General features: G+C 56.2%; 24 protein-coding genes. 20 read left to right on the top strand and 4 right to left on the bottom strand.

Features of this window, described 5'->3' with window-relative positions; translation table 11 throughout:
- The 3 genes from VGK48_01630 to ispG form a co-directional block, all read right to left on the bottom strand.
- Positions 1–354, bottom strand: a 354-nt coding sequence (locus tag VGK48_01630; GenBank protein HEY2379858.1) for a hypothetical protein, incomplete at its 3' end; no start/stop codon positions are given.
- Between the two features lie 194 nt (positions 355–548).
- On the bottom strand, positions 549–1985 hold the full coding sequence (locus VGK48_01625; protein HEY2379857.1) for a Glu/Leu/Phe/Val dehydrogenase: 1437 nt from the start codon (positions 1983–1985) through the stop codon (positions 549–551).
- A gap of 34 nt (positions 1986–2019) precedes the next feature.
- The gene (ispG, locus tag VGK48_01620; GenBank protein ID HEY2379856.1) at positions 2020–3237 is read right to left on the bottom strand and encodes a flavodoxin-dependent (E)-4-hydroxy-3-methylbut-2-enyl-diphosphate synthase; all 1218 of its coding nucleotides are present in this window, start codon (positions 3235–3237) and stop codon (positions 2020–2022) included.
- 47 nt (positions 3238–3284) lie between these two features.
- Between ispG and VGK48_01615 the strand changes: the two genes are divergently transcribed.
- Both VGK48_01615 and VGK48_01610 read left to right on the top strand, forming a co-directional pair.
- Entirely contained in the window at positions 3285–3860 is a 576-nt protein-coding gene (locus tag VGK48_01615) for a thymidine kinase (protein HEY2379855.1), read from the top strand.
- 10 nt (positions 3861–3870) lie between these two features.
- Positions 3871–4260 carry a DUF2231 domain-containing protein gene (locus VGK48_01610; protein HEY2379854.1) on the top strand — a complete coding sequence of 130 codons (390 nt, stop codon included), beginning with the start codon at positions 3871–3873 and terminating at the stop codon, positions 4258–4260.
- 83 nt (positions 4261–4343) lie between these two features.
- On the opposite strand, the gene VGK48_01605 is transcribed toward VGK48_01610, so the two are convergent.
- On the bottom strand, positions 4344–5042 hold the full coding sequence (locus VGK48_01605) for a hypothetical protein (GenBank protein HEY2379853.1): 699 nt from the start codon (positions 5040–5042) through the stop codon (positions 4344–4346).
- Between the two features lie 9 nt (positions 5043–5051).
- On the opposite strand from VGK48_01605, the gene VGK48_01600 reads away from it, so the two are divergent.
- From VGK48_01600 to VGK48_01515, 18 genes are all read left to right on the top strand, one after another.
- Entirely contained in the window at positions 5052–5183 is a 132-nt protein-coding gene (locus VGK48_01600) for a hypothetical protein (protein HEY2379852.1), read from the top strand.
- Positions 5184–5658: 475 nt separating this feature from the next.
- Positions 5659–7089, top strand: coding sequence for a class II fumarate hydratase (locus VGK48_01595; GenBank protein HEY2379851.1), 1431 nt, complete (start codon positions 5659–5661; stop codon positions 7087–7089).
- Between the two features lie 14 nt (positions 7090–7103).
- Positions 7104–7946, top strand: coding sequence for a dTDP-4-dehydrorhamnose reductase (gene rfbD / locus VGK48_01590; GenBank protein ID HEY2379850.1), 843 nt, complete (start codon positions 7104–7106; stop codon positions 7944–7946).
- Entirely contained in the window at positions 7943–9052 is a 1110-nt protein-coding gene (locus VGK48_01585) for a glycosyltransferase family 2 protein (protein ID HEY2379849.1), read from the top strand. The genes rfbD and VGK48_01585 overlap by 4 nt, the downstream gene beginning before the upstream one ends.
- Positions 9053–9139: 87 nt before the next feature.
- Positions 9140–10012 carry a glycosyltransferase family 2 protein gene (locus VGK48_01580; GenBank protein HEY2379848.1) on the top strand — a complete coding sequence of 291 codons (873 nt, stop codon included), beginning with the start codon at positions 9140–9142 and terminating at the stop codon, positions 10010–10012.
- Positions 10013–10027: 15 nt separating this feature from the next.
- Positions 10028–11065, top strand: a complete 1038-nt coding sequence (locus tag VGK48_01575) for a glycosyltransferase family 2 protein (protein HEY2379847.1) — start codon at positions 10028–10030, stop codon at positions 11063–11065.
- Positions 11066–11081: 16 nt separating this feature from the next.
- Positions 11082–12680 carry an oligosaccharide flippase family protein gene (locus tag VGK48_01570; GenBank protein ID HEY2379846.1) on the top strand — a complete coding sequence of 533 codons (1599 nt, stop codon included), beginning with the start codon at positions 11082–11084 and terminating at the stop codon, positions 12678–12680.
- 52 nt (positions 12681–12732) lie between these two features.
- Complete coding sequence (locus VGK48_01565; protein ID HEY2379845.1) at positions 12733–13263, top strand: sigma-70 family RNA polymerase sigma factor; 531 nt, start codon at positions 12733–12735, stop codon at positions 13261–13263.
- 2 nt (positions 13264–13265) lie between these two features.
- Positions 13266–13661 carry a hypothetical protein gene (locus VGK48_01560; protein ID HEY2379844.1) on the top strand — a complete coding sequence of 132 codons (396 nt, stop codon included), beginning with the start codon at positions 13266–13268 and terminating at the stop codon, positions 13659–13661.
- 4 nt (positions 13662–13665) lie between these two features.
- Positions 13666–14154 carry a hypothetical protein gene (locus tag VGK48_01555; GenBank protein HEY2379843.1) on the top strand — a complete coding sequence of 163 codons (489 nt, stop codon included), beginning with the start codon at positions 13666–13668 and terminating at the stop codon, positions 14152–14154.
- On the top strand, positions 14154–15857 hold the full coding sequence (gspE, locus tag VGK48_01550) for a type II secretion system ATPase GspE (protein HEY2379842.1): 1704 nt from the start codon (positions 14154–14156) through the stop codon (positions 15855–15857). The genes VGK48_01555 and gspE overlap by 1 nt, the downstream gene beginning before the upstream one ends.
- A 32-nt stretch (positions 15858–15889) precedes the next feature.
- The gene (locus tag VGK48_01545) at positions 15890–17101 is read left to right on the top strand and encodes a type II secretion system F family protein (protein HEY2379841.1); all 1212 of its coding nucleotides are present in this window, start codon (positions 15890–15892) and stop codon (positions 17099–17101) included.
- 2 nt (positions 17102–17103) lie between these two features.
- Positions 17104–17529 carry a type II secretion system major pseudopilin GspG gene (gspG, locus tag VGK48_01540; GenBank protein HEY2379840.1) on the top strand — a complete coding sequence of 142 codons (426 nt, stop codon included), beginning with the start codon at positions 17104–17106 and terminating at the stop codon, positions 17527–17529.
- 51 nt (positions 17530–17580) lie between these two features.
- On the top strand, positions 17581–18537 hold the full coding sequence (locus VGK48_01535; protein ID HEY2379839.1) for a PilN domain-containing protein: 957 nt from the start codon (positions 17581–17583) through the stop codon (positions 18535–18537).
- Positions 18534–19130, top strand: coding sequence for a GspMb/PilO family protein (locus tag VGK48_01530; protein ID HEY2379838.1), 597 nt, complete (start codon positions 18534–18536; stop codon positions 19128–19130). Before VGK48_01535 ends, VGK48_01530 begins: the two co-directional genes overlap by 4 nt.
- Complete coding sequence (locus VGK48_01525; GenBank protein HEY2379837.1) at positions 19130–19828, top strand: hypothetical protein; 699 nt, start codon at positions 19130–19132, stop codon at positions 19826–19828. Before VGK48_01530 ends, VGK48_01525 begins: the two co-directional genes overlap by 1 nt.
- A complete protein-coding gene (gene gspD / locus VGK48_01520; GenBank protein ID HEY2379836.1) occupies positions 19825–21792 on the top strand; it encodes a type II secretion system secretin GspD in 1968 nt (655 codons plus the stop codon). The genes VGK48_01525 and gspD overlap by 4 nt, the downstream gene beginning before the upstream one ends.
- A gap of 210 nt (positions 21793–22002) precedes the next feature.
- A complete protein-coding gene (locus tag VGK48_01515) occupies positions 22003–24339 on the top strand; it encodes a hypothetical protein (protein ID HEY2379835.1) in 2337 nt (778 codons plus the stop codon).
- Positions 24340–24483: the final 144 nt, after the last annotated feature.

The following is a 24483-nucleotide window of genomic DNA, read 5'->3' as shown; positions in this document are numbered from 1 at the left end:
CACACTGGCATTCTTGCCGTCCAGGGAGTACGCGCGGCTCGCCGTCAACAATGCGACGACGTTGCCTGGATCGACTTTGATTGCTTTCTCGCCGTATTCAATGATCTTTGCCTGGTCGTTCTTGTCCTGATAGATCTGCAGCAGCTGCAGGTAGGCCTCTCTGAGGGCCTTCGATTGCGGAAACTGCTTTTCAAAATCCATCAGCAGTGCGATCTTGCCGTCGGGACTGCTTTCCGCGTCGATCTTCTGAAACGCCTTATCCTCGGGACTTCCCGCTTGCACTTGTGCAAAGACACTCGAGACCAGCCCCCAGACAAAGACAACACACATCGTCAGAATGACTTTTGTCTTCATTTGGTACTCCTAAAGGACACTCCTCATCCGGAATTGGGTGTCACTTTATCAAAACTGGTATGACAAAAGGGAAGAAAAAAATAGGCCGCAGATGCCGCGGATAACGCGGATGGGCGCGTAAAATGAACCTATTGGCGCCCATCTGCGTTATCCGCAGCATCTGCGGCATCTGCGGCCTATTTTTTTCTTCCCCCTTACGGGAAAATGCCGAGCTGCTCGTAGGTCAAGGCCACCTTCTTGATCGCTATGATGAATGCCGCGGTCCGCATGCTTTCTTTGGGCACGCGGGCGTGGTGGACCTCGCGGATTTCCTGGTAGGCGCTGACCATGGTCTCTTCGAGTCCGGAATTGACAAGGTCGATTTCATCCGGACCGTGGGCGAGATACTTCTTATCCGCGTCGGGCACGGGTTTGCCGATCATTTTTTCAATGGTGCTGACGAGCCTCTGGTTCTTGATTTCCTCCAGGTGCTTTTGAAGCCGGCCGAATCGCATATGGGAGAGGTTTTTCCCCCATTCGAAGTACGAAACGGTAACGCCGCCTGCGTTTAAAAAGATATCGGGAATGATGTAAATGCCACGGCCATGGATTCGTTCTTCGGCGCCGGGTGTGGTCGGGCCGTTTGCCGCCTCCGCAAGGACCTTGCATTGGAGGCGATCGCAGTTCTCCAGAGTGATCTGATTTTCCAGCGCGGCAGGGATCAAAATATCGCAGGGCACATCCCAGATCGAATCGGGACCCGGAAGAGTCTCTGCGCCCGGAAAGTTCTTGATCGAGCCGGTATCCTTCCGGAAATTGTTCAGTTCCTCAACATTGATACCTTTCGGGTTGTACAGCGCTGCATCCCATTCCGCGATACCGACAACTTTGCAGCCGTCTTCCTCCGATAAAAATTTTGCGCCGTAGTAGCCGACGTTTCCGAAACCCTGGAACACGACGGTTTTGCCTTCCAGGCCGGTGCTCAGCCCGAGTCTCTTCATGTCCTCGGCCTGTTGGAACGCCTCGCGAATGCCGAACTGGACGCCGCGTCCGGTGGCTTCGCGCCGGCCGTGAATGCCGCCTTGCGAAACGGGTTTTCCGGTCACGCACGCGAGGTTGTCGATGCCACCGGGATTGAACGTGTCGTAGGTATCGGCCATCCATGACATCTCACGTTCACCCGTACCGACGTCGGGGCCGGGAACGTTTTCACCGGGACCGATATACCCTTTGCGAATGAGCTCCGCCGTAAACCGGCGGGTGATCTTTTCGAGCTGTTCTTCCGAGTATTTCTTCGGGTTGAAGCGAATGCCTCCTTTTGAACCGCCGAACGGCACATCGACGATGGCGCACTTGTACGTCATGAGCGCGGCAAGAGCCATGATCTCGTCCTGGTTGACGAGCTCGCTGAATCGCGTGCCGCCCTTGACCGGCTTCTTGTGCTGGCTATGCTCGGCGCGCCAACCTTCGAAGATCTCGTAGTGGTCGCCGCCGAACCGCACCGGAAACTGAAAGTAGTAGACGTTATTGCATGCCTTGATTTGACTGAGGAGGGCAGGATGGATCTTGAGGTATTGCGCCGCCCGGTCAAACTGCTGAGAGACAATCCGATTGAAGTTGAGATCTTCTTTGGTAGCTAACGTGGCCGGCATTCAGGCTCCTAATATTAGAAATTCGAAACTTAAATCATTTCCCAAACCTCGTCTCGAGGTAATTGTCTACAATCGCAATAAAGTCATTGACGATGGTCGGGCCTTTTAGTGTCGTCATCAGCCGTCCATCCACGTAAACCGGGGCTTTCGGTTCTTCACCGGTGCCCGGCAGCGAAATTCCAACGTGGGCGTGTTTGGATTCACCGGGCCCGTTCACCACGCAGCCCATCACGGCGACCTTCAGGCCTTCGACACCGGGATAGGTCTGGCGCCACACCGGCATCTGGGAACTCAAATACTCCTGAATGTTGGCTGCCATTTCCTGGAAAAGTGTACTGGTGGTCCGGCCGCAGCCGGGACATGCCGTCACACGAGGCGAAAACGTGCGGATTCCAAGACTTTGCAGAATATCCTGGCAGGTTCGCACCTCTTCGGTACGATCGCCTCCGGGTGAAGGTGTCAAGCTGACGCGGATCGTGTCGCCGATACCTTCCTGCAACAGGACGGAGAGAGCTGCGGTGCTCGCGACGACGCCGCTCCGTCCCATCCCCGCTTCCGTAAGACCGAGATGCAAAGCGTAACTGGACCGGCGCGCCAATTCGCGGTACACGTCGATGAGATCTTGCACGCCGGATACCTTTGCGCTCAGGATGATCCGGTCTTTGGGCATACCGTAGGATTCGGCCATCTCCGCCGAATCGATGGCGCTGCGCACCATGGCTTCCATGATGACCCAGCGCGAGTCTCTGGGCTCGGCGCTTCTGGCGTTTTCATCCATCAGGCGCGTGACAAGCGACTGATCCAGCGAGCCCCAGTTCACTCCAATCCGGACGGGTTTAGCATACTCGTTGGCAATTTCGATAATGGCTCGAAAGTTGTCGTCGTGTTGGCGTCCGACGCCCACATTGCCGGGATTGATGCGGTATTTGTCGAGCATACGCGCGCAATCGCGGTACTCGCGGAGCAGAATGTGACCGTTGTAGTGGAAATCGCCGATGATCGGGACGGTGATATGCCGGTCGCGAAGGCGCTTTACAATCTCCGGCAGAGCCTGGGCGGCTTCGCGGGTATTCACGGTCACTCGAACCAGCTCCGACCCCGCAGCGGAAAGAGCCTCGGTCTGTTTGACGGTGGCATTGACGTCCGCTGTATCCGTATTGGTCATGGATTGAACGGCAATAGAATGGCTGCCGCCAACCCAAACGCCGCCAACGTTAACCGGAATCGATGATCGTCGAGTAATTTCTGCCATCGCGAATCATTATAAGTATAATTGGCGTCCTTTTCGTTCGATTCGATATGAGTGAGCAACTGCACCATCAACGCGTAAATCTGGGCTGGATCGAAGTGATCTGCGGCAGCATGTTCAGCGGAAAAAGCGAAGAATTGATCCGCCGGCTGCGGCGTGCCCAGATTGCCCGGCAGCGCGTTCAGATTTTTAAACCAAAAGTGGATGACCGCTTCAGCGAGGATCACATCGTCAGCCACAGCGACATGAAGATCAAATCCCAGCTGGTGACGCGGCCGCGGGAAATCCTTGATTTACTGGATGGCCGGACGCAGGTCATCGGAATCGATGAAGGGCAGTTTTTCGATCTGGACCTGGTCTATGTCTGCAATAAGTTAGCCGATACGGGCAAACGCGTGATCGTCGCCGGCCTCGACCAGGATTTCAGGGGCAAACCCTTCGATCCAATGCCGCAATTGCTGGCAATCGCGGAGTACATCACCAAAACACTCGCCATTTGCGTCCGCTGCGGCGCTCCGGCGAACCGGACGCAGCGGCTGGTCGAGAACAGCGACCTGCTCCTGGTCGGCGCCACGGACGCTTACGAAGCGCGCTGCAGGCTCTGTTTCGAGCCGCCTCTGGACTGATTGAAACCCTATGTTTGATGTTCCGATTCATAAACTGATCGTTCACTTCCCGATCGCGCTGATGATCATCGCCACGATTTACGATGCCTGGGCCGTGTACACCCGAAGACCGGAATTACATCGCCTGGGATATGGGTTGACACTCTGGGCTGCGGTGGGCGCCCTGGCGGCGGTCGGAACGGGACTCCAACTCGCGGAGATGGTTCATGTCGACAAAGGCGCCGTCACCGGCCATGCCGGCTTTGGAATCACTTCGGCAATCGTAATTGCCGCACTTGCCGGTATTCGATATTCGGCACAAGCACAAGAACAGAAAGATTACCGGATCGGATGGCTGGTGGTGGAAGTGATCGCGGCCGCGCTCATTTTCGCAACGGCAATCACAGGGCACAGACTTTAAAAGGGGAAGAAACCACAAGAAGCACAAAAGCTTGTCTTTTCCTGTGCGTCTTGTGCTTCTTGTGGTTTCTTCCCCTTTCCGCCCTATTGTGGCCGGAAATTCGGGCGTTCGGCGGAAAGCACCTTGTCCTTCGGGGTGCTTAAGTAGCCGCTGATCTTGTCTTTGTCGATGAAGTTGACAACAACCTCATAGCGCAGCTTGTCTCGGCCGACCAGGAACTGAATCGGCGCGTTGGGGGCTTGATCTTTCTTTTCCAGCTTGCTGTCGTCGACCTGGATCAGCATGTCGTACTTTGCTTTTTTGGCGTCGGTGCGCCGGAGCTGCAGCTGGATGTCGGCGACGCGGGTCATTTCATTTTTCTTGGGCTTGGTCAGGGTGAATTCAAAGTAGTCACGCTCGCCCTTCTTGCGTAGATCGGAAAGTTCGGAACCATTCTTGGCGATCTGGGCGCTGAGATTCGTCTGGACGTCGCTCAGCTGGCGCCGGTTGTCGGCCAGGTCTTTGTTGGCGGCATCGACCCGCGCGTCGACCTTCTTGACATCACTGGACACGCTGCCGATCTTGGTTTCAGCAACCTGTTGAACTTCGGCAACCTTGGAAGTCGCTTCCTGCCGCGCAGCTGCCACGTCACTGGTGCTGGCCTTGGTGGCCAGTTCGTTGGCAAGCTGTTCTTTCGCGTTCTCTTGGTCGGCCTTCAACTTTTCCGCAAATTTTCTCGAAGCGTCCAGTTCCTGCGAGGTGACGCCGACGCGCTTTGTCATGACATCGATATCGGACGCCATGTCATTGTCATGTTTCTTCACGCTCTTTATCTGGTCGGCTTGATCGGCGAGTTGCTTTTCAAGACCGTCGATGCGGTCGTCCAGGCTGGATCGCGACGAGTAGGCGTTGTATCCGAGTCCCAGAATAAGAAGGAGGGCTAACGCAATTCCGCCCTTTAATAAACTGGTGCTTGGCGGAGGAGAAGGCGGCATTACCGGTGCGTTCCCGCCCTCTTTCGGTTTGAGGCTAAACATTGAATGTCCTTTCAGTCATTTAGTGTCCCCTTAAATGACGGACGATTATCCACGATTTCCACGGTTTAGACGAGCCGGTTCTAAGATTCGTAAGCCGAAAGGTCTTAAAATGCCAGGGGTATGAACGTACTGGCCGGCAGAGTCTATCGTCTCGTCAGCCGCATTCCGCGGGGATGTGTCTTATCATACGGAGAGATAGGCCGGATCGTGGGTACCGGACCCCGCCAGGTTGCGGCAGCTATTCGCAATTGCCCGCCGGGTCTGCCGTGGCATCGAGTGGTTGGCGCCGGAGGGAAAATCCGAACCCCGGGTGAGTACGCCTGGATCCAACAAGAAAGGTTGATGGCGGAAGGCATTCGGTTCAGAGGCCTTTCTTTTTCATATGAAGTCTACCGCTGGAAAAAACCAAAGTAGTCGGGTCGAACGGGATTCGATGGGCGAGGTGCGGGTTCCCTCTGATGCGCTGTACGGTGCGCAGACGCAGCGGGCCGTCGAAAACTTTCCCATCAGCGATCTTCGATTTCCGCGCGAATTCATTCGAGCCCTTGGTCTGATCAAGTTGGCGGCGGCCCGGGTCAATACGGATCTGGGCCTTCTGAATAAGAAAGCGGGTAACGCAATCATCGCAGCGGCACAGGAAGCGGTCGACGGGAAACTCGACCGGCACTTTGTGGTCGATATCTTTCAGACCGGGTCCGGAACCTCCACCAACATGAACGCGAACGAGGTCATCTCGAACCGGGCCATTCAGTTACTGGGCGGAGTCGTCGGCTCGAAGGACCCGGTCCACCCCAACGACCATGTCAATTTGGGGCAATCGAGCAACGATGTCATTCCAACGGCAATCCACGTTGCGGCGCTCGAATCCATTGAACATGGATTGATACCGGCTCTGCGGACGCTGCACGCGGCGCTGGCAGCAAAGGCGAAAGCATTCGACAGTGTCGTCAAGATCGGAAGAACGCATCTTCAGGATGCAACGCCGATTCGCCTCGGCCAGGAATTCGGAGGTTATGCCAGGCAAGTACAACTTTCGATTCATCGCCTGGAAAAATTGCGCGACACGCTGGGTGAATTACCGCTGGGCGGTACGGCCGTCGGTACGGGAATCAACACTCATCCGAAGTTCGCGGCAAAAGTCATCCAGCACCTGTCAAAGCTCACCGGATTGAAATTCCATGAGGCAAAAAATCACTTCGAAGCACAGAGCGCCAAAGATGCTGTTGTCGAGACCAGCGGCGTGCTCAAAACGATCGCCGTCAGCCTGACGAAAATTGCCAACGATATTCGATGGCTGGCTTCCGGCCCCAGGTGCGGTATTGGCGAGATCACCTTGCCCGACACTCAACCGGGCTCATCGATTATGCCGGGCAAGGTAAATCCCGTGATCGCCGAATCGCTACTGATGGTGGCAGCGCAAGTGATCGGCAACGACCTGGCTGTAACGATCGGCGGCCAGTCCGGCGTTTTTGAACTGAATGTCATGATGCCGGTTATCGCGCACAATGTCCTGGAATCCATCCGGCTGCTGTCTTCTTCAGCCGTCAATCTGGCAAAAAAATGCATTTCAGGAATTGAAGCGAACACGGAACACTCGATTGAAATGGTTGAGCAGAGTCTCGCGATGTGCACGGCACTCGCACCCGAAATCGGCTACGATGCGGCCGCTGCGATCGCCAAAGAGTCTTATCAAACGGGCCGGACGGTTCGAGAGGTTGCTGCCGCAAGGAAGATTCTGCCGCCCAAGCGGCTCGCCGAAATACTGGATCCGTTACGGATGACAAGACCCGGAATTGCGGCCAAGGGGGAATAGCATTGCAGGAACGGATGAAGATCGCACTTCTCGGCGCTAATGGACAACTCGGACAGGATCTCACGAAGGCGTTGCAATCGCACACCATTTACGGTTTCACGCGGCACGATTTCGATGTGACCGACCATGAGCGGACGCGATCCGTATTAATGGACGCGCGGCCTGAAGTCGTGCTGAACACAACGGCATACCATCGCGTCGATGACTGCGAAACGCATCCGCACCTGGCCTACGCTGCCAACGTTCTTGCCGTTTTGAACCTGATCCGGATCGCAAACGACTTGAACGCCGTTCTGGTGCATGTCAGCACGGACTATGTCTTCGACGGCAAGGTGCGGCAGCCTTATGAGGAAACGAGCCAGCCCTTTCCGCTCAGCGTTTATGCCAATTCGAAATTCGCAGGCGAACTGCTGGTCCGCGCGCTGTGCCGGAAACACTTCACGATTCGCACTTGCGGGCTCTATGGAGCAGCCGGCAGCCAGGGCAAGGGCGGAAACTTCGTTCAAACCATGCTCGCGAAGGCGCGCCGGAAAGAAGCGATCCGGGTTGTCGATGATCAGGTGGTGACGCCGACTTACACGGTCGATCTGGCCCACCAGATCGCGCGCGTTCTTCCGGGCGAAAACTTCGGCCTGTTCCACATGACTAATGAGGGCTCCTGTACGTGGTTCGAATTTGCGCGGGCAATTTTCGAAATTTCCGGCGTGGAAGCCGACCTGTCACGGGCAACATCTGATTCCTACAAGACTCCGGCCGTCAGACCGCGGTATTCCGTGCTCGAAAATGCACGTCTGAAGGAACTCGGCCTGAATCAGATGCGGCATTGGCGCGACGGCCTGACCGCTTACCTCAAATGAGCTCGAAGCTGCGGGTCTTACCGTACGTCGTTTTGCTTCTGCCTTTGGATTTATTTGTCGCCGTATGTCTTGCGGCTGCTGTCGTGGCCGGAACATTCAAACGCGGGCTGAAGCCCGCGACTACATTCAATCCTGTAGTCGCGGGCTTCAGCCCGCGTTGCACAATACTGATTGTCAGCTGGGATGGCCGTCATTTGCTCGCCGAAAGCCTGCCTTCCGTTATAGGGGCTATCGAAGCCGAAGGCGGCGGCCACGAGGTCATGGTCGTCGACAACGGCAGCGCCGACGGAAGTGTCGGCTTCATACGAGAGCACTTTCCAACCGTTCGCGTTCTTCCGCTCGATCGCAATTACGGCTTTTCCGAAGGCAACAACCGCGGAGTTGCGGAAATCACGACCGACACCGTGATTTTTCTCAACAACGACATGATCGTCGAGCGCAACTTTCTGCGCCCATTGCTGCACGGCTTCTCCGATCCTTCCGTCTTCGCTGTCACATCGCAAATATTCTTTCAGGACTCCACACGGCGGCGGGAAGAAACAGGCAAAACCCGCGCCCGTTTTCAGAATGGGGCATTTTATTTCTGGCATGACGAGATCGGGCCTGAAGACGATCAGCGCGAAACCATCCCGGTCTTCTGGGCCGGCGGAGGATCCTGTGCCGTCGACCGGCTCAAATTTCTCGAGCTCGGCGGGTTTGACGCGCTGTACCACCCCTTTTATGTGGAAGACACGGATCTGTCCTATCAGGCCTGGAAACGGGGCTGGAAATGTCATCTCGCGCCGGCCAGCCGCGTGGTGCACAAACACCGCGGCACCACTCAGGCAAAGTTCAGCAATGACTTCGTCGATAATACGATTCGCAAAAATCAGTATCTGTTTATCTGGAAAAATGTGACGGACGCCGCGATGATCTTCGAACATATTTTAAGCCTGCCGCGGATCCACGCACGCTCCATGAGGAAGGATCCGGATCCAATGTTCGAAACTCGCGCTTACCTTCGAGCGATCGGTCAACTCGCTCAGGCGCTTCAAAGACGAATCGCGAATCAGGCCGCTTACACAATCTCCGATAAAGCTGCGCTGGAGCGCAGTCAGAAGCCGTGAAGCGGCTCTTATTTCCCATCAAAGCAGTCACTTTCGTGTGGCGTTTCTGCCTCCTGCTCCTGTGTACGGCCTATCTGGAAGGCAGTCGTGTTGTCAAGAGTTGACCTTCTCATCATCGTTCACAATTCGAAGGGCTTGATCGCACGGCTGATCGAAAGCCTCTGCACCATCTCGATTCCGGTGACGGCTTACTTCCTGGACAATGGTTCGCATGATGGGACGCCGGAAGTGCTGGCGGAAGCCCTGAGCCGCCTGCCGTTTCGGGCTTACCTGCAGCGCTCCCGGAAAAATAACGGCTTTGCCCGGGGCATGAATCTGCTGGCGGGACAGGGTGCCGCCGAATTTCTGTTTCTTTTGAATCCGGATACCGAAATCGAACCCGGATGCGTCGAAAAGCTGCTCGCACGCGCGGACTCCGATTCCCGCATTGCGATCTGCGAGGCCAGGCAAAGCCCGCGTGAGCATCCGAAGGCGTTCGACTCGGTCACAGGCGAGACAAGCTGGTGTTCGGGTGCGGCGGCTTTGATTCGCCGCAAGGCATTTGAGGACGCCGGCGGCTTCGATGAGCGGCTTTACTTTATGTATTGCGAGGACGTTGATCTGAGTTGGAAGCTGTGGATTCGCGGCGGGACATGTGTCTACGTCCGCGACGCCGTCGTCCGGCATTTTACGCAGGACTTGACCCCAGGCAAACGCCGAACCCTTGAAAATTATTTTTCTTTTAGGAACTCCCTATTCTTGTTTTATAGATTCGGCGCCTGGAAAGACCGAAACATTTTGTGGAATTTTCTGGAGAAACGGTTCGTCTCCCGGGCATACTCATTCCAGAGCAAAATTCTGTTCATATTTGCTTTAGTTGAGCATATTCGGTATATTCCGTATCTTATTCAAACTAGGGATACTTGGAGCGGTTCTAATCATCCCTGGGTTCGTCTGACCGAAACGTCTTTGTCGCAGTAATCCAAAGGAAGTTGCGTGCCCAAGGTTAGTGTCGTCATCCCGACGTGGAATCGCGCCGATCTGCTGGCCAGAACGATCGATAAGATCGAACATCAGACACTTTCGCGGGATCAATACGAGGTTATTGTCATCGACAACGACTCTACCGACCATACGCAAAGCGTCCTCGGCCAGAAATCCCGCAAATATCCCGGCCTCAAAGCATTTTTCCAGAAGAAACGCGGCGCCGCCGCGACTCGCAATGTCGGGATACGGGAAGCTACGGGCGGCATTGTCCTTTTTATCGATGACGATATTCAAGCAGAGCCGGATCTGGTCGAAAACCACTGGGAATACCATCAGAAACACCACAGTTCCTCGATCATCGGGGGTCTGATAACGCCATGGAACGACTGTCCTGACGCATTCCTCCGCTATTTGCGCGACCGCGGAATCTTCAATCCCTACAGCATTGCCTGCGGGCCGATGGACTTCTCCTACTACCATACAGGCAACGTTTCGACCGCCCGCCCGGTGTTACAGAACGTGGGTGGATTCAACGAACAGTTTGCGATGTACGGCATGGAAGACATCGAGTTGGGTTACCGCCTGGAGCGGCACGGGTCACGAATGGTGCACGGACCCGGCGCGAAGGCAGTACACGAATACTTTCCGACTTATCAGCAGTTTATTCAGCGCTGCGAGCAGGCAGGTTACTCACTCGGTAAGCTCATCGAGCTTCACCCGGAACTGCGCGGCCGCTTTATCGAAAACGGCAAGCGGACCCGACTGCTGAAGCGCTTCCATGGACTGTATCGGATTTTTTCTACGGCAACCAATCCTTTAACCAGAGGTTTGCTTCTTTGGGAAGAACGGCGCGGAACCGGCCGCGTATCGTCTCTTCTCGATACGCACTTTTACTGGGCGCTCCGCTATCACTTCTTCCTCGGTTACACGCACTACGCAAACGAGGTACGCCACGATTCAAACGGTAACGGCGTACTGCAGTTCAAGACGCAGCAGGTACACCGCCTTGCGATGACGGACCCCAAAACGTTTAGACAAGCCCGATAGGACGCGGTCTGAACCAATGGATGGGAACGTTACCTTCCTCGGAGATTTTTCCAAGAAGCTCGTCACCAATACCTTCTTCAATTTTCTGGGACGCTGCTGGAGCTTTGTTCTCACCCTTCTGCTGACGCCTTATATCCTGTCGCGCCTGGACGTAGGCGACTTCGGGACCTGGGTGCTGATGACGATCTTTATCAGCGCATTCAACCCCGGCCAGGTTCCACTGTTCGATCTCGGCGGCGTATTCATGAAGTACATCTCCGAGTACTACACCTACGAAGACTACGACAGCATGAGCCGCGTCCTGATATGTGGATTGTTCTTTTACGGCCTGTTCGGAATCGGCCTGGTCTCCATCGGTCTCTTGCTCGAGCGGCCGCTGTTTCAGATGTTCCACATATCCTCCGCGGCCTCGACCGCCTATCTTCTCGTCCTGCTCGCATCCGCGATTTCAAACATTTCCGCGATGGTCTTATCCGTTTTCAAAGGCATTCAACGGATGGATAAGTCCAATTCGCTGGAGATCCGGCTCAGCATCCTGAATGCGGCCGGCACGGTTTTCTTTCTGCGGGCGGGATGGGGAATACTGGGACTGGCCTCCAATGCGCTGCTCAATGCCTGTATCGCCGTCGCCGTGACCTGCTGGGCGGTTCGGCGGGCTATGCCTGAAGTCGGCTTGAGCGCCGGGTTCGATTCGAAGCTATTGCGCAGCATGTTGGCGTATGGAATGAAGATGCAAGTCAGCAGCGTCGGCGGGATCGTTTCCTTCCAGGTGCCGAAGCTGATTATTTCGCGTTTCCTCGGTACGGCTGCCGTTTCATTTTATGAAGTTGCCTCCCGGCTGACACTGTTCATGCGCGCCGTCCCGCTGGTGATGATTTCGGCGCTGATACCGGCGACGTCGGAACTGCGGGCGCGCAAGGATCGCGACAGGATTCTCCAGACGTACCTGCTGTCTTCGAAATATGTGGCCATGTTGACGATAGCCATGGCCGCATTCCTGACCGTCGAAGCGCGAGCGCTGTTAACCCTCTGGTTGGGTAAGGGCTTCGAAAGCTCCGTCATTCTGGTCCAGATTCTGGCGATCGGTTACGCCGCCAACATCCTTGGCGGACCGGCCAGCCAGACCGGCGCGGGAATCGGAAGACCGGAGTTCGATATGCGGGGAACCGTTCTGCTGGCGATCCTGACACCGGTTTTAGGACTGCTCCTGGTCCAACGCTTTGGCGCGGCCGGAGCGGCGGCGGGCACCTGCATTGCGTTCCTCGCAGCAACCGGGTATCTGCTCGTCGCATTTCACCGCAATTACGTTGAAAACTCCTTCCGCACGGTGTTTGAAGATGTTTACCTTCGGCCGATCGCGGCCGGTGTTTTTGCGGCGCTGGCGGTTACGGGCTTTCATCAGCTGGCGCCTCTGCCCGCCGCCTGGGAAATCGTCCGGTATATGATTCCAATCAAAATTTCGACGGATTTCGCTATTTTCTGCCCCATATATATGGTTCTTCTCGTAGCATTCCGTCAGGTCACGGCAATCGATTGGAAGAACTTCCTCAGCCTGGTCTCCTTTGGCCTCCAGTTCCTGCGGCACCCGTTCCGCGTTTTATCCGACCAGAATTGATAGTCTTCGTCTTTTTACGCTTTCCCAGAGTCTTAGATTGTGAGGACGCAGTTTGAAACTGAGCGGCTTAAAGCCGGTCGATGATCGGAAGATCGTCGAGCGAGTTCTCAACGGTGACGCGGAGGCCTTCAATCTCCTGGTCCGAGAGTGGGAAAAACCGATCTACAACTTCATCTTACGGATGATCGGGGATCGGGACGAGGCCATGGACCTGTGCCAGGACTCGTTCATGAAGGCCTACCGGGAGCTGGGGACTCTAAAGGACAGGGACCGATTCTCGTCCTGGCTGTACCGGATTGCTCACAACACATGTTTTTCCAAGCTGAGGAAGGACCAGGGCAAAACATTTGTGGAGTTGGCGCCGGAAACGCGGGCATCCAAGCCTTCCGTCGAAAACCGGCTCGCCGTGGAGAAAGCTTTGCAGCAGTTGCCCGAGGATCAGCGCGAAGTCGTGGTCCTGAAGGTCTATCAAGACCTGAAGTTCGAGGAGATCGCCGCCATCCAGGATGCGCCGGTCTCGACCGTGAAATCGCGGTTGTATATGGGATTTGAGAAATTGAGATTGATATTGGGGGGAGATTAGCCATGTCCGATTTAAACAACCTTTTTGAAGATCCGTCCGCCAAAGTGGAGCACTTTGAATCGACGTACAGGATGCTTAAATCCTCCCCGGACATCGAGCCCCCGCACCGGGTCCGGTTCGAATTCGAGAAGCCCCGGGCTGCAGGGTGGCTCTGGCGCTGGCTGGGTCCGATGACGGCGTCGGCAGCGGTGGCATTTGCCGTGGTGACGTTTACGCCAAGGCCTCAGGCGCCGCCCCAGCAAGCGGACTATCAACAACTCGTCAAAGAGATTCAGCGGGTTCGCGGCGAAATGGACTTGATCGAGGCAGACCAGCGGGCAGCCGAACGTGAAAACATCACCAACTCTTCGGATATTCAGCAACTCGCGGCGCTCACGGCGCCCCGGGTAAGGAATTAACTTTATGAAGAAACTCATCGTCTGCTTTCTGCTGTTGTTCACTACCACGGCTTTTGCCGAAGTGGATAAGGCTCAAATGGACAGCTTCAAAAAGGAAGCGCGCGGCTTGCGGGAAGCGATCGGGGACGCGGTAAGTTCTGTCGTCCCAGGACGAAGCTATGTCGATCTTCCGAAGGCCACATACCTGGACGGTTATGGCGCGGTCATTACGCTTGAAGCGGCGCTCGGGCCGACCAGAAGTCCGTTCAGCAGTCCCGCTACTCCGGAACAGGTCCGTAAGACATTCAACGAACGGCGCACGCAGATTACGCAGAAAATCGAAGCGTTGTTGAAGAAGAGCGGCGCAATGCAGTCCATCGGCCCGAATGAAAGTGTCACGGTTGTGCTTTATCTGCTCAACTCCAACCCGGCCGACGTTCCGGATCTTCCCAGCCAGATTCTTTTTACCCTCAAGAAACAGGATCCGACGCAGGTTATCGTTCGAGAGTTTTAATGGAAGCGGCCGCCACGGAAAAAAAGCTGCTCGGCGAGATGCTGCGCGACCGCGGCCTCATTTCCGAAGAAGATTTGAAGAATGCACTGGCGTTGCAGCAGGAGCGGAAAGACAAGCTCGGGCGGATTCTGATCGACTTGGGGTACGTCGCCGAGCGTGACGTACTCAGTGTTCTAAGCGAGCAGCTCCAGGTTCCGTTGTTTCAGGGTGACTACCCTGCCGTTCCCCTCGAAGCGACCCGCCTGCCTTATCGCTTTCTGCGCGCTTTTCACACCATTCCGGTTCACATCGAGTCCGACCAGCTGTCGATCGTGATGGCCGATCCGCTGGATCTGGAAACCCAGTCGGCCGTGAAACTCCGGACCGGATTCCGATTGAATCTCAATCTTGGATCCGAATCGGAAATCACTCAGCAGCTCGAAAAGCTCTACGGCGGAGACGATGCCGGTGGAGAAAAGCTGATTGAGACGATCGGCGAGGGCGCTTCGGCGGCCGACGAAGATAACATCGAACACCTTCGAGACCTCGCCTCAGAAGTGCCCGTCATCCGGATGGTGAATCTCATCATTTCCCGTGCCGTCGAGTCGCGTGCGAGTGATATTCATATCGAACCATTCGAGCGAGATCTCCGGCTGCGCTATCGCGTCGACGGTGTCCTTCACAATATCGATCCGCCGCCAAATCAGCTTCGGGCTGCGATCATCTCCCGTATCAAGCTGATGGCGAAGCTGAACATCGCCGAACGGCGGCTTCCCCAGGACGGCCGCATCAAACTCAAGGTCCTCGGCAGGGAAATCGATTTGCGCGTGTCGACCCTGCCGACAATGTATGGCGAAAGCGTCGTCATGCGTATTCTCGATCAATCCAATTCCTCGTTGATCGATCTGCGCCGGCTTGGATTTCCCGAAAACTCATACGACAAGATCTGCGAGATGACGTCCAAGCCGCACGGCATCTTCCTGGTGACGGGCCCCACCGGCAGCGGCAAAACAACGACGCTCTACAGCGCTTTGAAGCGCATCAATATCCCCGATCGCAAGATTATTACGATCGAGGATCCCGTCGAATACCAGATGGACGGGATCAATCAGATTCAGGCGAATCCGCAAATCGGTCTGACATTCGGCACCGGCTTGCGCCACATCGTGCGGCAGGACCCGGACGTGATCATGATCGGAGAAATCCGCGACCTGGAAACCGCGGAAATCGCGATCCGGTCCGCATTGACGGGCCATCTGGTCTTCAGCACGCTGCACACGAATGATGCTCCGAGCGCGATCACACGCCTTGTGGATATGGGCGTGGAAGATTACCTTCTGGCGTCGTCGTTGATCGGGATTCTCGCGCAGCGCCTGGTGCGGGTGAACTGCAGGGAGTGCAGCGAGGCCGTGCTTACGCCCGCCGCGACTCTCGAGGACGCGGGTTTCCCAACCGCCGGGCTCGGCAAAACGATCGAACTCAAGCGCGGCCGCGGTTGCGCCAGGTGCGGTCACTCCGGATACCAGGGCCGCCTCGGCATCTACGAATTGCTGGATATCGATGAAGAGCTGAGACGGATGATCGTCACCAAAACGGATTCGACGGTTTTGAAGGCGCAGGCCATCAAGTCCGGTATGCGCACTCTGAAGGAAGACGGCTGGAATAAGGTTCTGGCGGGAATCACGACTGCCGATGAAGTGCTGCGTGTTACGCAGGAAGTCTGAGCCGCAGATGACGCAGATTGAGCTGATGGAATATGACGTTTCTCTATAAAGCGGTTTCGGCTCAGGGCAAATTCTCCGAAGGCAGGCTCGAAGCGGCGGATAAGCGATCGGCTGTTTCGCAACTGGAGGCCATGGGCCTGATTCCCGTTACCGTCGATCCACCATTTCAAAGCCGCTCCTCCGGGCTGCCGAAAATCCAGCTCCGCGGGATTTCCCGCCGCGATATTCTGTTTTTCACCGAACAGCTCGCGACGCTCATTCACGCCGGGCTGCCGCTCGATCGCGTACTGAGCATCACGGCGGACACGGCGCAGAAACCAGCCCTCAGGACTGTGGTTGAAAGCGTCCTCAAACAGATCAAGGGCGGAAAGTCACTCGCCGAAGCGCTTGCCGCGCATCCCAAACAGTTCTCGCGCCTCTACGTGAACATGATCCGCGCCGGAGAAGCCGGCGGCGTATTGGATCCGATTCTGGCCCGGCTTGTGGAATTCGAACAGGCGGCGGACGAGATGCGGGGCTATCTGGTCAGTTCTCTGATCTATCCCTGTCTGCTTGCTTCCGTCGGAGTCGGGTCGATCGGAATTCTGCTCTACTTCGTAATTCCCAAATTCAGCACGATCTTTGCCGATGCCGGGGCGGCAATACCTGCGGGCATTCTGGCTTTGATGTGGTTTTCCGAAGTGACCCGTTCCTATTGGTGGGTTGTTGCCGCCGCCCTGGCGTTGTCTGTCTTAGGCGTTCGCACATGGATGCGTAGTCCGGCAGGCAGCAGACAATGGGATGCGATCCGAATCCGGATACCTCTGCTGGGACCGACAATCCTCAAGATCGAAGTGGCGCGGTTCGCGAGAACGCTCGGGACCCTGACGGCCAGCGCGGTTCCTTTGATTTCGGCGGTCCGGATTGTGCAACAGATCGTCCGGAATCAGATCGTCAGCGAAGCGATTTCGAAGATCGCGGACGGCGCCAAGCGTGGTGAGGGTGTCGCGCGGCCCATGAAGGAAACCGGTGTCTTCCCGGATCTGGCGGTGCACCTGGTGGAGGTCGGCGAAGAAACGGGCCATATAGATACCATGCTGCTTCAGATCGCGGATGCCTACGACAAGGACGTCCGGACCTCTGTAAAAGCACTGACGTCCGTTTTCGAACCGGTAGTTATTCTGGTGATGGGTGTCATCATCGGGACGGTTATACTTTCGATGCTCATGGCTATTTTCAGCATCAACGATGCAGTGGGATTTTAAATATGAGTGAAGCAATTCAAAAAAGAGATCGAGGTATCACTTTGATCGAGTTGCTGGTGGTCATGGTGATCATTGCCATGTTTGCCACCCTTGTGGGCTCCAGGCTGTTTCGAAATGTCGAAAAGGCCCACCAGGCAACTGCAAAGGAACAGATCTCGGAATTTGAAAGCACTCTTGATCTGTTCCGCCTGGACGTCGGCCGCTACCCGACTACCGCCGAGGGGCTCGACGCTCTGCGGGTCAAGCCTTCCGGTCTCGAGAACTGGGATGGGCCTTACCTGAAAAAAGACGTCCCTCCCGATCCCTGGGGACATGCCTATATTTATCGCTGCCCCGGCCAGCATGGCGATTTTGACCTGTTCTCCTATGGCGCCGACGGCCAGGAGGGTGGCGACGGCGACGGCGCAGACGTCAAAAACTGGAAGTAAGGTTTCTTCTCGTCTTTTTTGCGTCCTCCCGCGTCTGTATTCACGATGAGAATGCCTGAAACATTGTGGCGCATCGAAGCCGGCCCCGCCGATCTGTCGCTTAAGCTGGTCCAGCGCTCGATGTTGTCCAAGGAAAGGGTCGTCAAGGCGGCGGCCATTGCCGGTGACGACAAGGGCACGCAGCTCAAAACTCTCCTGGGAAAGAATGCCAATCGCTGTTTCCTCTCCCTCGCCCGGGATCACGGCATCGTCCGCCAATTACAACTGCCGGTAGACGTGCAGCAGGATTTGAAATCGGCGTTGACCCTCCAGATCGAAGGGATTTCGTCCTGGCCGGAACAGGAAGTCTACTGGGACCACCTCGTCGAACGGCCGGCCGAAAAATCCAAGTGGCTCACCATCACGGTCGTGATCATCCCGAAGTCGATTCTCGATCCGTGGCTGCAACTTTTCGAGTCATGTAGCGCGCCGCTCAGCGGAGCCACACTCGAAGGCTACGACGTCAACGTGATACCGCCCCGGCTGCGCCGCCGGTCGGCAAAGGCGCAGCTGGTTGCAAGTTATGCTCTCGCTGCTTGTCTCGTCGTCCTGGCGATCGCATTTTTCTTCAGAGAACCGTACCAGCAGCGGGTCTATGCATCCCAAATCCAGCACGAAATTACCCGGCTCGAGCCGGACGTCAAGAGCCTGGTTCGTGAAGAGTCTGAATTGAATGCAGTGACCAAACGATTCGACCAGCTGCAGAAATACGCAACCAGCCGCGATGAAAACCTGAAAGCGTTGAGCACGCTGGCGACAGCATTGCCTCCCGATACGTTTATCGTCTCGTATCGATACCAGAACGAAACGATCACCGTCTCCGGTGTATCCGCCTCGGCACTCAATGTTCAAGGCGCGCTTGCAAAGAGCATGGTGTTCACGGATGTCCAGTTTGGCGCGCCGATCACGCGCGATGCGACCGGCAAAGACCGGTTTGCCCTGACAATGTCGGTGAAAGGCCGCCCATGACCGCAACAGGGAGCCAGCGCAACCGCCGCGCATTGATCATCCTGGGCGTCTCCGTCGCGATCTATCTCATCACGTCGCAGGGCTTGTTACCCTTTTACGATCAGTTGCGCGGCGCATCGAGCACGTCGTCCGACAAAACAGAAGAATTGAGAAAGTACCGGCGCGAGCTTTCCCACCGGGGCAACTACGAGGCGCTGAAAACCGATGTTCGAAAGAAGCTCGACGAGCTGAAGACGCATTTTTTCACCAACGATGCCGCAGGCGCGGCTGAACTGCAGCGGACGGTCGAAGACGGCGCGAAGACCGTCGGCATCGATCTCACGCAACGATCGACGACTCCGCCTAAAAAGGTGGATGAACTCACGGGCGAACTGACAATGCAGACGGCGTTTGAAGCGACACCGAACCAGCTGGTCGCGTTTCTGAATCAGCTGCGCAATTCCGCAAAGATTGTGAATGTGCGTAACGCTCAAATCGATCCCGTACAGCCTGCCTACGACGCTCCTAAACTGGGAGAACTGAAAAAGACGCTGCGGGCGAATCTGACGATCGTCGGGATCGCGCTTCTGGTTACGGAAGAGAAGGTGAAGTAATGTCCAGACGCTTGCTGCTTCTGGATATTGTCTTGCTAGGTCTCGTCGTTTTTGGCGTTGTGCGCCTCCGCCGCGACACCCAGGCCTTTTCGGCAAATCATCAGGTCAGCCGCATACAACCGGAATCCGGCAAGCCTCTCCTTAAGCCGGTGAACACCGGCAATGCTCCGGCCAGGCAAGACTGGCCGGAAATTGCCGCCCACGACCCTTTCAGTTTCGACCGGAACGATGTGGCTATTGTGGCAACAGCTCCGGCTGTGCAACAGCCCAAGAAGCCAAAGCCGCTTCTCTATGGGACCATCATGCTCGGAAAGAACCTTTTGGCGATGCTCGCGCCCGCCGACGCTCAGTCGCGATTCGCACGCCCGGTGCGCGCCGGCGAGGTTTTTGATGGCTGGACGGTCGTGGAGATTCGGGAGAAGACGGTAACCGTCCAGTGGGACGAGGTGAAAGAAACCTTGAACATCGATGATCCGACCGCCCAGGTTGCCCGGGATTACGGGAAGACGGGAGGCTCTGGGGCGGCGCCCGCGCCGGTCGTGACAGTCGGGCCGGTAGCGGCGCCTGTCACAGCCACTCCGGCACCAGCTTCAAACCCCTTTGCGCCTCAACCGATAACGACGTCGCCGACGGGCAAGAGGAAAATCCTTGTTCATACTCCCTTCGGCGACAACATCATAGACGACCCTTCACAATGAGCAAGTTCCAGCAAATTACTGTTGTCTTAGTCATTTTCTCTACGATTCTTCTCGGCCAGGCGCCTCAACCGCCGGCCCCGCCGGCCCAAAACGATGCGGCCGCCAATGTCGCGCTGCATCTGGTGAATCAGGATATCCGGCAAGTCATTCAGATCATCGGCAGTGAACTGGGCCTGAACTACATCATCGATCCTGCGGTAAAAGGGACAGTCGACATCAATACTTCAGAAACGCTCAAGCGCTCCGACCTGCTTCCCATCCTGGAGAGCATTTTGAAAGTCAACGGCGCCACGATGATCAAGAGCGGCAACTTCTACCAGATCGTTCCGGCAAACACGGCGGTTCGGCAGCCCATCGAAGTGCTGGACCAGCGGACCACTACTGCACCGGATGATCAGGTCGTCATGCAGATCATTCGCATGAAATTCGTTGCCGCGTCGGAAATGTCGAAGGTCCTGATGCCGTACCTGACCGATGCCGGCAACATTGTTGTCCACGATACCGGCAATATCATCCTGCTCACGGACCGCCGGAGTAATGTTCGAAGGCTGCTGCAGATCGTCGACGAATTCGATACGGCAACGTTTCAGGGAGATCGTGTTCGCCTTCTACAGGTCAAAAACAATCGCGCCCGGGACGTCATTGAAGATCTGCGAACGATTTTTGCCGGTTATGGACTGTCCGAAAAACAAAGTGCGGTCCGTTTCATTGCCATCGACCGTCTCAATTCCATATTGGTAGTGACACCGAATGCCGACGTATTTCCTGAAGTGGAGCGTTGGCTGAATCAGCTGGATCAACCCACCGTGACAGCGGGCAACCGGAATTGGGTTTATAAGGTTAAAAACTCCAAGGCCTCGGACCTGCAGAAAGTGCTGGCGGAACTCTATGGCTTGAGATCCACGCTGGCGGCGCAACCTGCCGTTGGACCGGGGGGGATTCCGGGGAACGCCGGCACGCTGCAACAGCAGGCTGCAGGATATCCGCCGCAGGCAGCGGGGCAGGTATTGCCGCAACCAACGGCCGGAGTGGGCGGTACGGCGGGCGGTGTACCGCTGACCCCGGCAACGACAATCCGGATTATCGCCGACGAAACCCACAACATGCTGGTCGTACAGGCGACTCAGCAGGAATATGCGGAGGTTGAGCGAACGCTCGAGCAGCTGGATGTCTTGCGCCGCCAGGTCCTCATCGATGCTCAGGTCTATCAGGTCGATCTCGATGATACTCTCTCGTTCGGTGTTACGGCGGCTTTGCAGACCCGCGGAACACTGCAGCCGGCGCAAACAACGGCATCGTTTCAGGGTTCGCCTCCTTCGTTCCTTGCACAGACGTTTGGATTCATCGGCCGGACGCGGGAGCTGGATGCCTTTCTCAACGCCTCCGATAATCGATCGAGAGTGAAAACGCTTTCCGCGCCGTCCCTATTGGTGTCGGACAATGCCCAGGCACAATTTGAAGTGGGGACTGAGGTTCCGGTGCCGACCTCATCGTCCGTTACTCCAGTTCAAACGGGAGGTACAAACCTCTTCGCTCAAACCATCCAATACGAGGAAACAGGGGTCATTCTGACGGTTAAACCGCAGATCAACGAGAGCGGCAATGTCACCATGGACATCACCCAGGAAATCAGTTCCGCCGGCGCCAATACCGTTTCCGCGATCGTTGCTCCCGCCATTGCCAAGTCGTCCGTTACTTCAACTATTGTTGTTGAAAACGGCCAAACCATTGCGCTCGGCGGTTTTATTCGCGAAAGTACAGATCTCGAACGTAACCGTATTCCCCTGATCGGACGGATTCCCGGCATCGGTCCCCTGCTTGGAAACACCTCGAATGCAAAGAGCCGCAGCGAAGTTATTGTTCTTATAACTCCTCACGTCCTGATGACGCATAGCGATGCCGATGCGGCAACGGACGAATTGAAATCCAAGCTGAAAGAGATCAAGAAGCTCATCCATGACTGACGGGCGTGGGTAAATAATGCACGCTCTGCAAAAACAACTCACACCATAACAATCAGTTGCAACAATTTGTAACTTGAACTTCCGTATCGACACTCTATAGAATCCACGCCACACGCGGGTTTCCATCTTTCTGAAGGAATCCTTGCTCTTTGATCTCCACCAGCGAGCCGGGCTTTGAGCTATGGCACGTTTTGTTTCAAGAGGTTCTGAATGCGTAACAAGTCGAAAGTTTTAAGCTTTGTTTCGTGCGGAGTGCTGACAGCACTCTTTTTTTTCGTCGTCAATGTCCATTCGGCAGAAGCCCAGGCCACGTTTGGTGTCGCCGGATCGACTTCCGTACTGAATAGCCTGGGATACACCGAGCTCCTGGGTCCCGTCACATTTTTTGTCCAGTCCGGAACCACTCAGTCCGGTACGATCGAGTTCTTCATTCCAAACATCGCGTTTACAGACATTAGTGGCGTCGCCCTGGTGGGCACAGGCGGATTGGCGGCCGCAACGCTGTCGGCGGTGATTCCGAGTGCCGGTGATGTGATTATCGGCATACCGGCGGGTGCAGGCGCGGGATCCACCGTTACGCTGTCCGGCTTGCGAATTTCGGCAGTAGGAGCGGCGTTTACGACGCTGAATGCGGCAATCTCGGCATCCGGTAACCTGATTGTGGCCGGGCAGAACTCAGTTCCGGTGGTGCGCGGGATTGCAAGCGGCGTTTCCATAACGAATAACGGTGGCTCGACGCTTCTCATCGCGAACAACACGATCGTGTCGACTCCCGGCACCTATGTGGTTGGTGAAACGTTTTTGGGCGCTTTTTCGAGCACTGTGGGAGTTCTGGGCCAGACGAACAAGACCCAGATCGTTTTTCAGGTCACCGGACTGCCGGATGGTATCTCGCTTACATTTCCAAGTCCTATCGGGAGCGACTCGGGGACGGGCGCAAACGTGATTATTGGCGGTGGTCCCTTGACGATCACAAATCAGTCGACTTCGAACCAGGTCATCTACGAGTACAATGCCGCCGCACCGAGCCAGGCGATACTGGATCAATTCTCGATCATGCCAATGGTCGGCATAACAGGAACCGTCGGATCAGGCAGCGCCCTGGTTCAGGCCTCGTTGGGACCCATTGGAGCGGCTGTGCCGAACACGCAATTCCCCTCAACCGCCATTCCGCGTTACATGGCCTCATTCACGCCACCGGCTCCAACTGTGCCGACGGCCCCGGTGATTGTCTCGAACCTTTTCTTTCCTGTTCCTTCCGCTGTCAATGCCGACGTGTTGACCATTGCAAACACCGACAGCGGCACTGCTGCAATCACCGCAGTGGCTCGAGCCGAGGACGGCACGCTGGCGAACATCGCATCCAATCAGGTGACGCTCAATCTGACGGGGCAGCAGACCAATTCCCTGGCCCTGACGGACATTTTCGGAAGCGGCGCTTCAGCTGCCGGAATAGCGGCGGTGGAATTGACCTCATCGAATCACCTCGTTGCAAATAGCATTGCGACGATCGGCAGCACCCAATTTGGAATCGCGTCTCCGCTGGATTCTTCCAAAACCTTTCTGCCGTTCGATTCGCGGACGAGCGCCGATGTCCCGATGCTCACGATGGAGAACCCTACAGGTTCCGACGTCAGCGCCCAGGTGGTTCTTCTTTCATTGTTGGGAGCCCAGCTGGCCACCGCAAACCCGACAGTTAAATCGCACGGCGCATTGCGTCAATCCTTCACGAGTCTGTTTCCAGGTACGAGTCTTCCGCTTTCGGGAACCATTTCCATCGTTGCCTCGGGAGCCGTGCGTACGGTTTTGCTGAACAATCCGAACAGCCAACCGGAAGAGACAACTTCGCTCGCGCCGGTGGCCTCCGCCACGACCTTTCCATACTTTGTGTTCGGCGCTGGATACGATACGGTCGTAACGATGGTCAACTCAACGAGCAGCGCGACTCCGGCCAGCGTCTCGTTAACTGCATATACTCTGGCCGGTTCCGCGTTGAGCTCCAAACCGGTCATTCTTACGCTCGCGCCGGGGCAACGCCAGGATTTCGAGTTCAACGCGCTTTTCGGGACGTCGTCGTCGGCCGGTTCTGTAACGGAGGGCTATTTCACAGTGTCGTCGCAGTCAACCACCAATACATTATTCGGCGTGGCTCCGGCGGTATACGGGCTGGTCCGCTTTTTAACGGGTGCACTAGCCACCGGAGTTCCCCTCGTGGCAAATCCCGGGACTCAGTTCTACATGACTCCGACAGGTGAAACGACCAACACCTACACCGGTATCGCGGTCGTAAACGCGACGGCTGCCGCCGTAACTGTTACTCTTACGCTCACATCCACGACAGGAACGGCGCTGGGTACTACGTCATTCACGCTCGCCGCAAACAATGGAACGGTACAGCTCTTACGGCAATTCATCCCGCTGTCCCTGCCCCATGACAACGGCAACCTGCAGATCTCAGCTACCGGCGCTGTAGGCGTCCTCGGTTTCAGGGGAACACTGAATTCGAGCCAGTTGATTTTCCTGCGCGGAGAGTCGGCGCCCAAGTAGAGATTTTAGCCGCAGATGACGGTAGAGTAGGCGAGTGAGCGAAGCCAGAGGCCGACTCACTCGCCCCTCGTCGAACCGGACATGCAGATCTCCCGCATCCGGCTCTCATGTAAACAATCGACCAGAACGACGTGGCAGGGCCAG

The organism is Terriglobia bacterium, assembly GCA_036496425.1.
GTDB lineage: Bacteria > Acidobacteriota > Terriglobia > 20CM-2-55-15 > 20CM-2-55-15 > 20CM-2-55-15.
The sequence above is the reverse complement of the archived record's forward strand: the minus strand, read 5'-3'. Positions and strand labels throughout refer to the sequence as shown.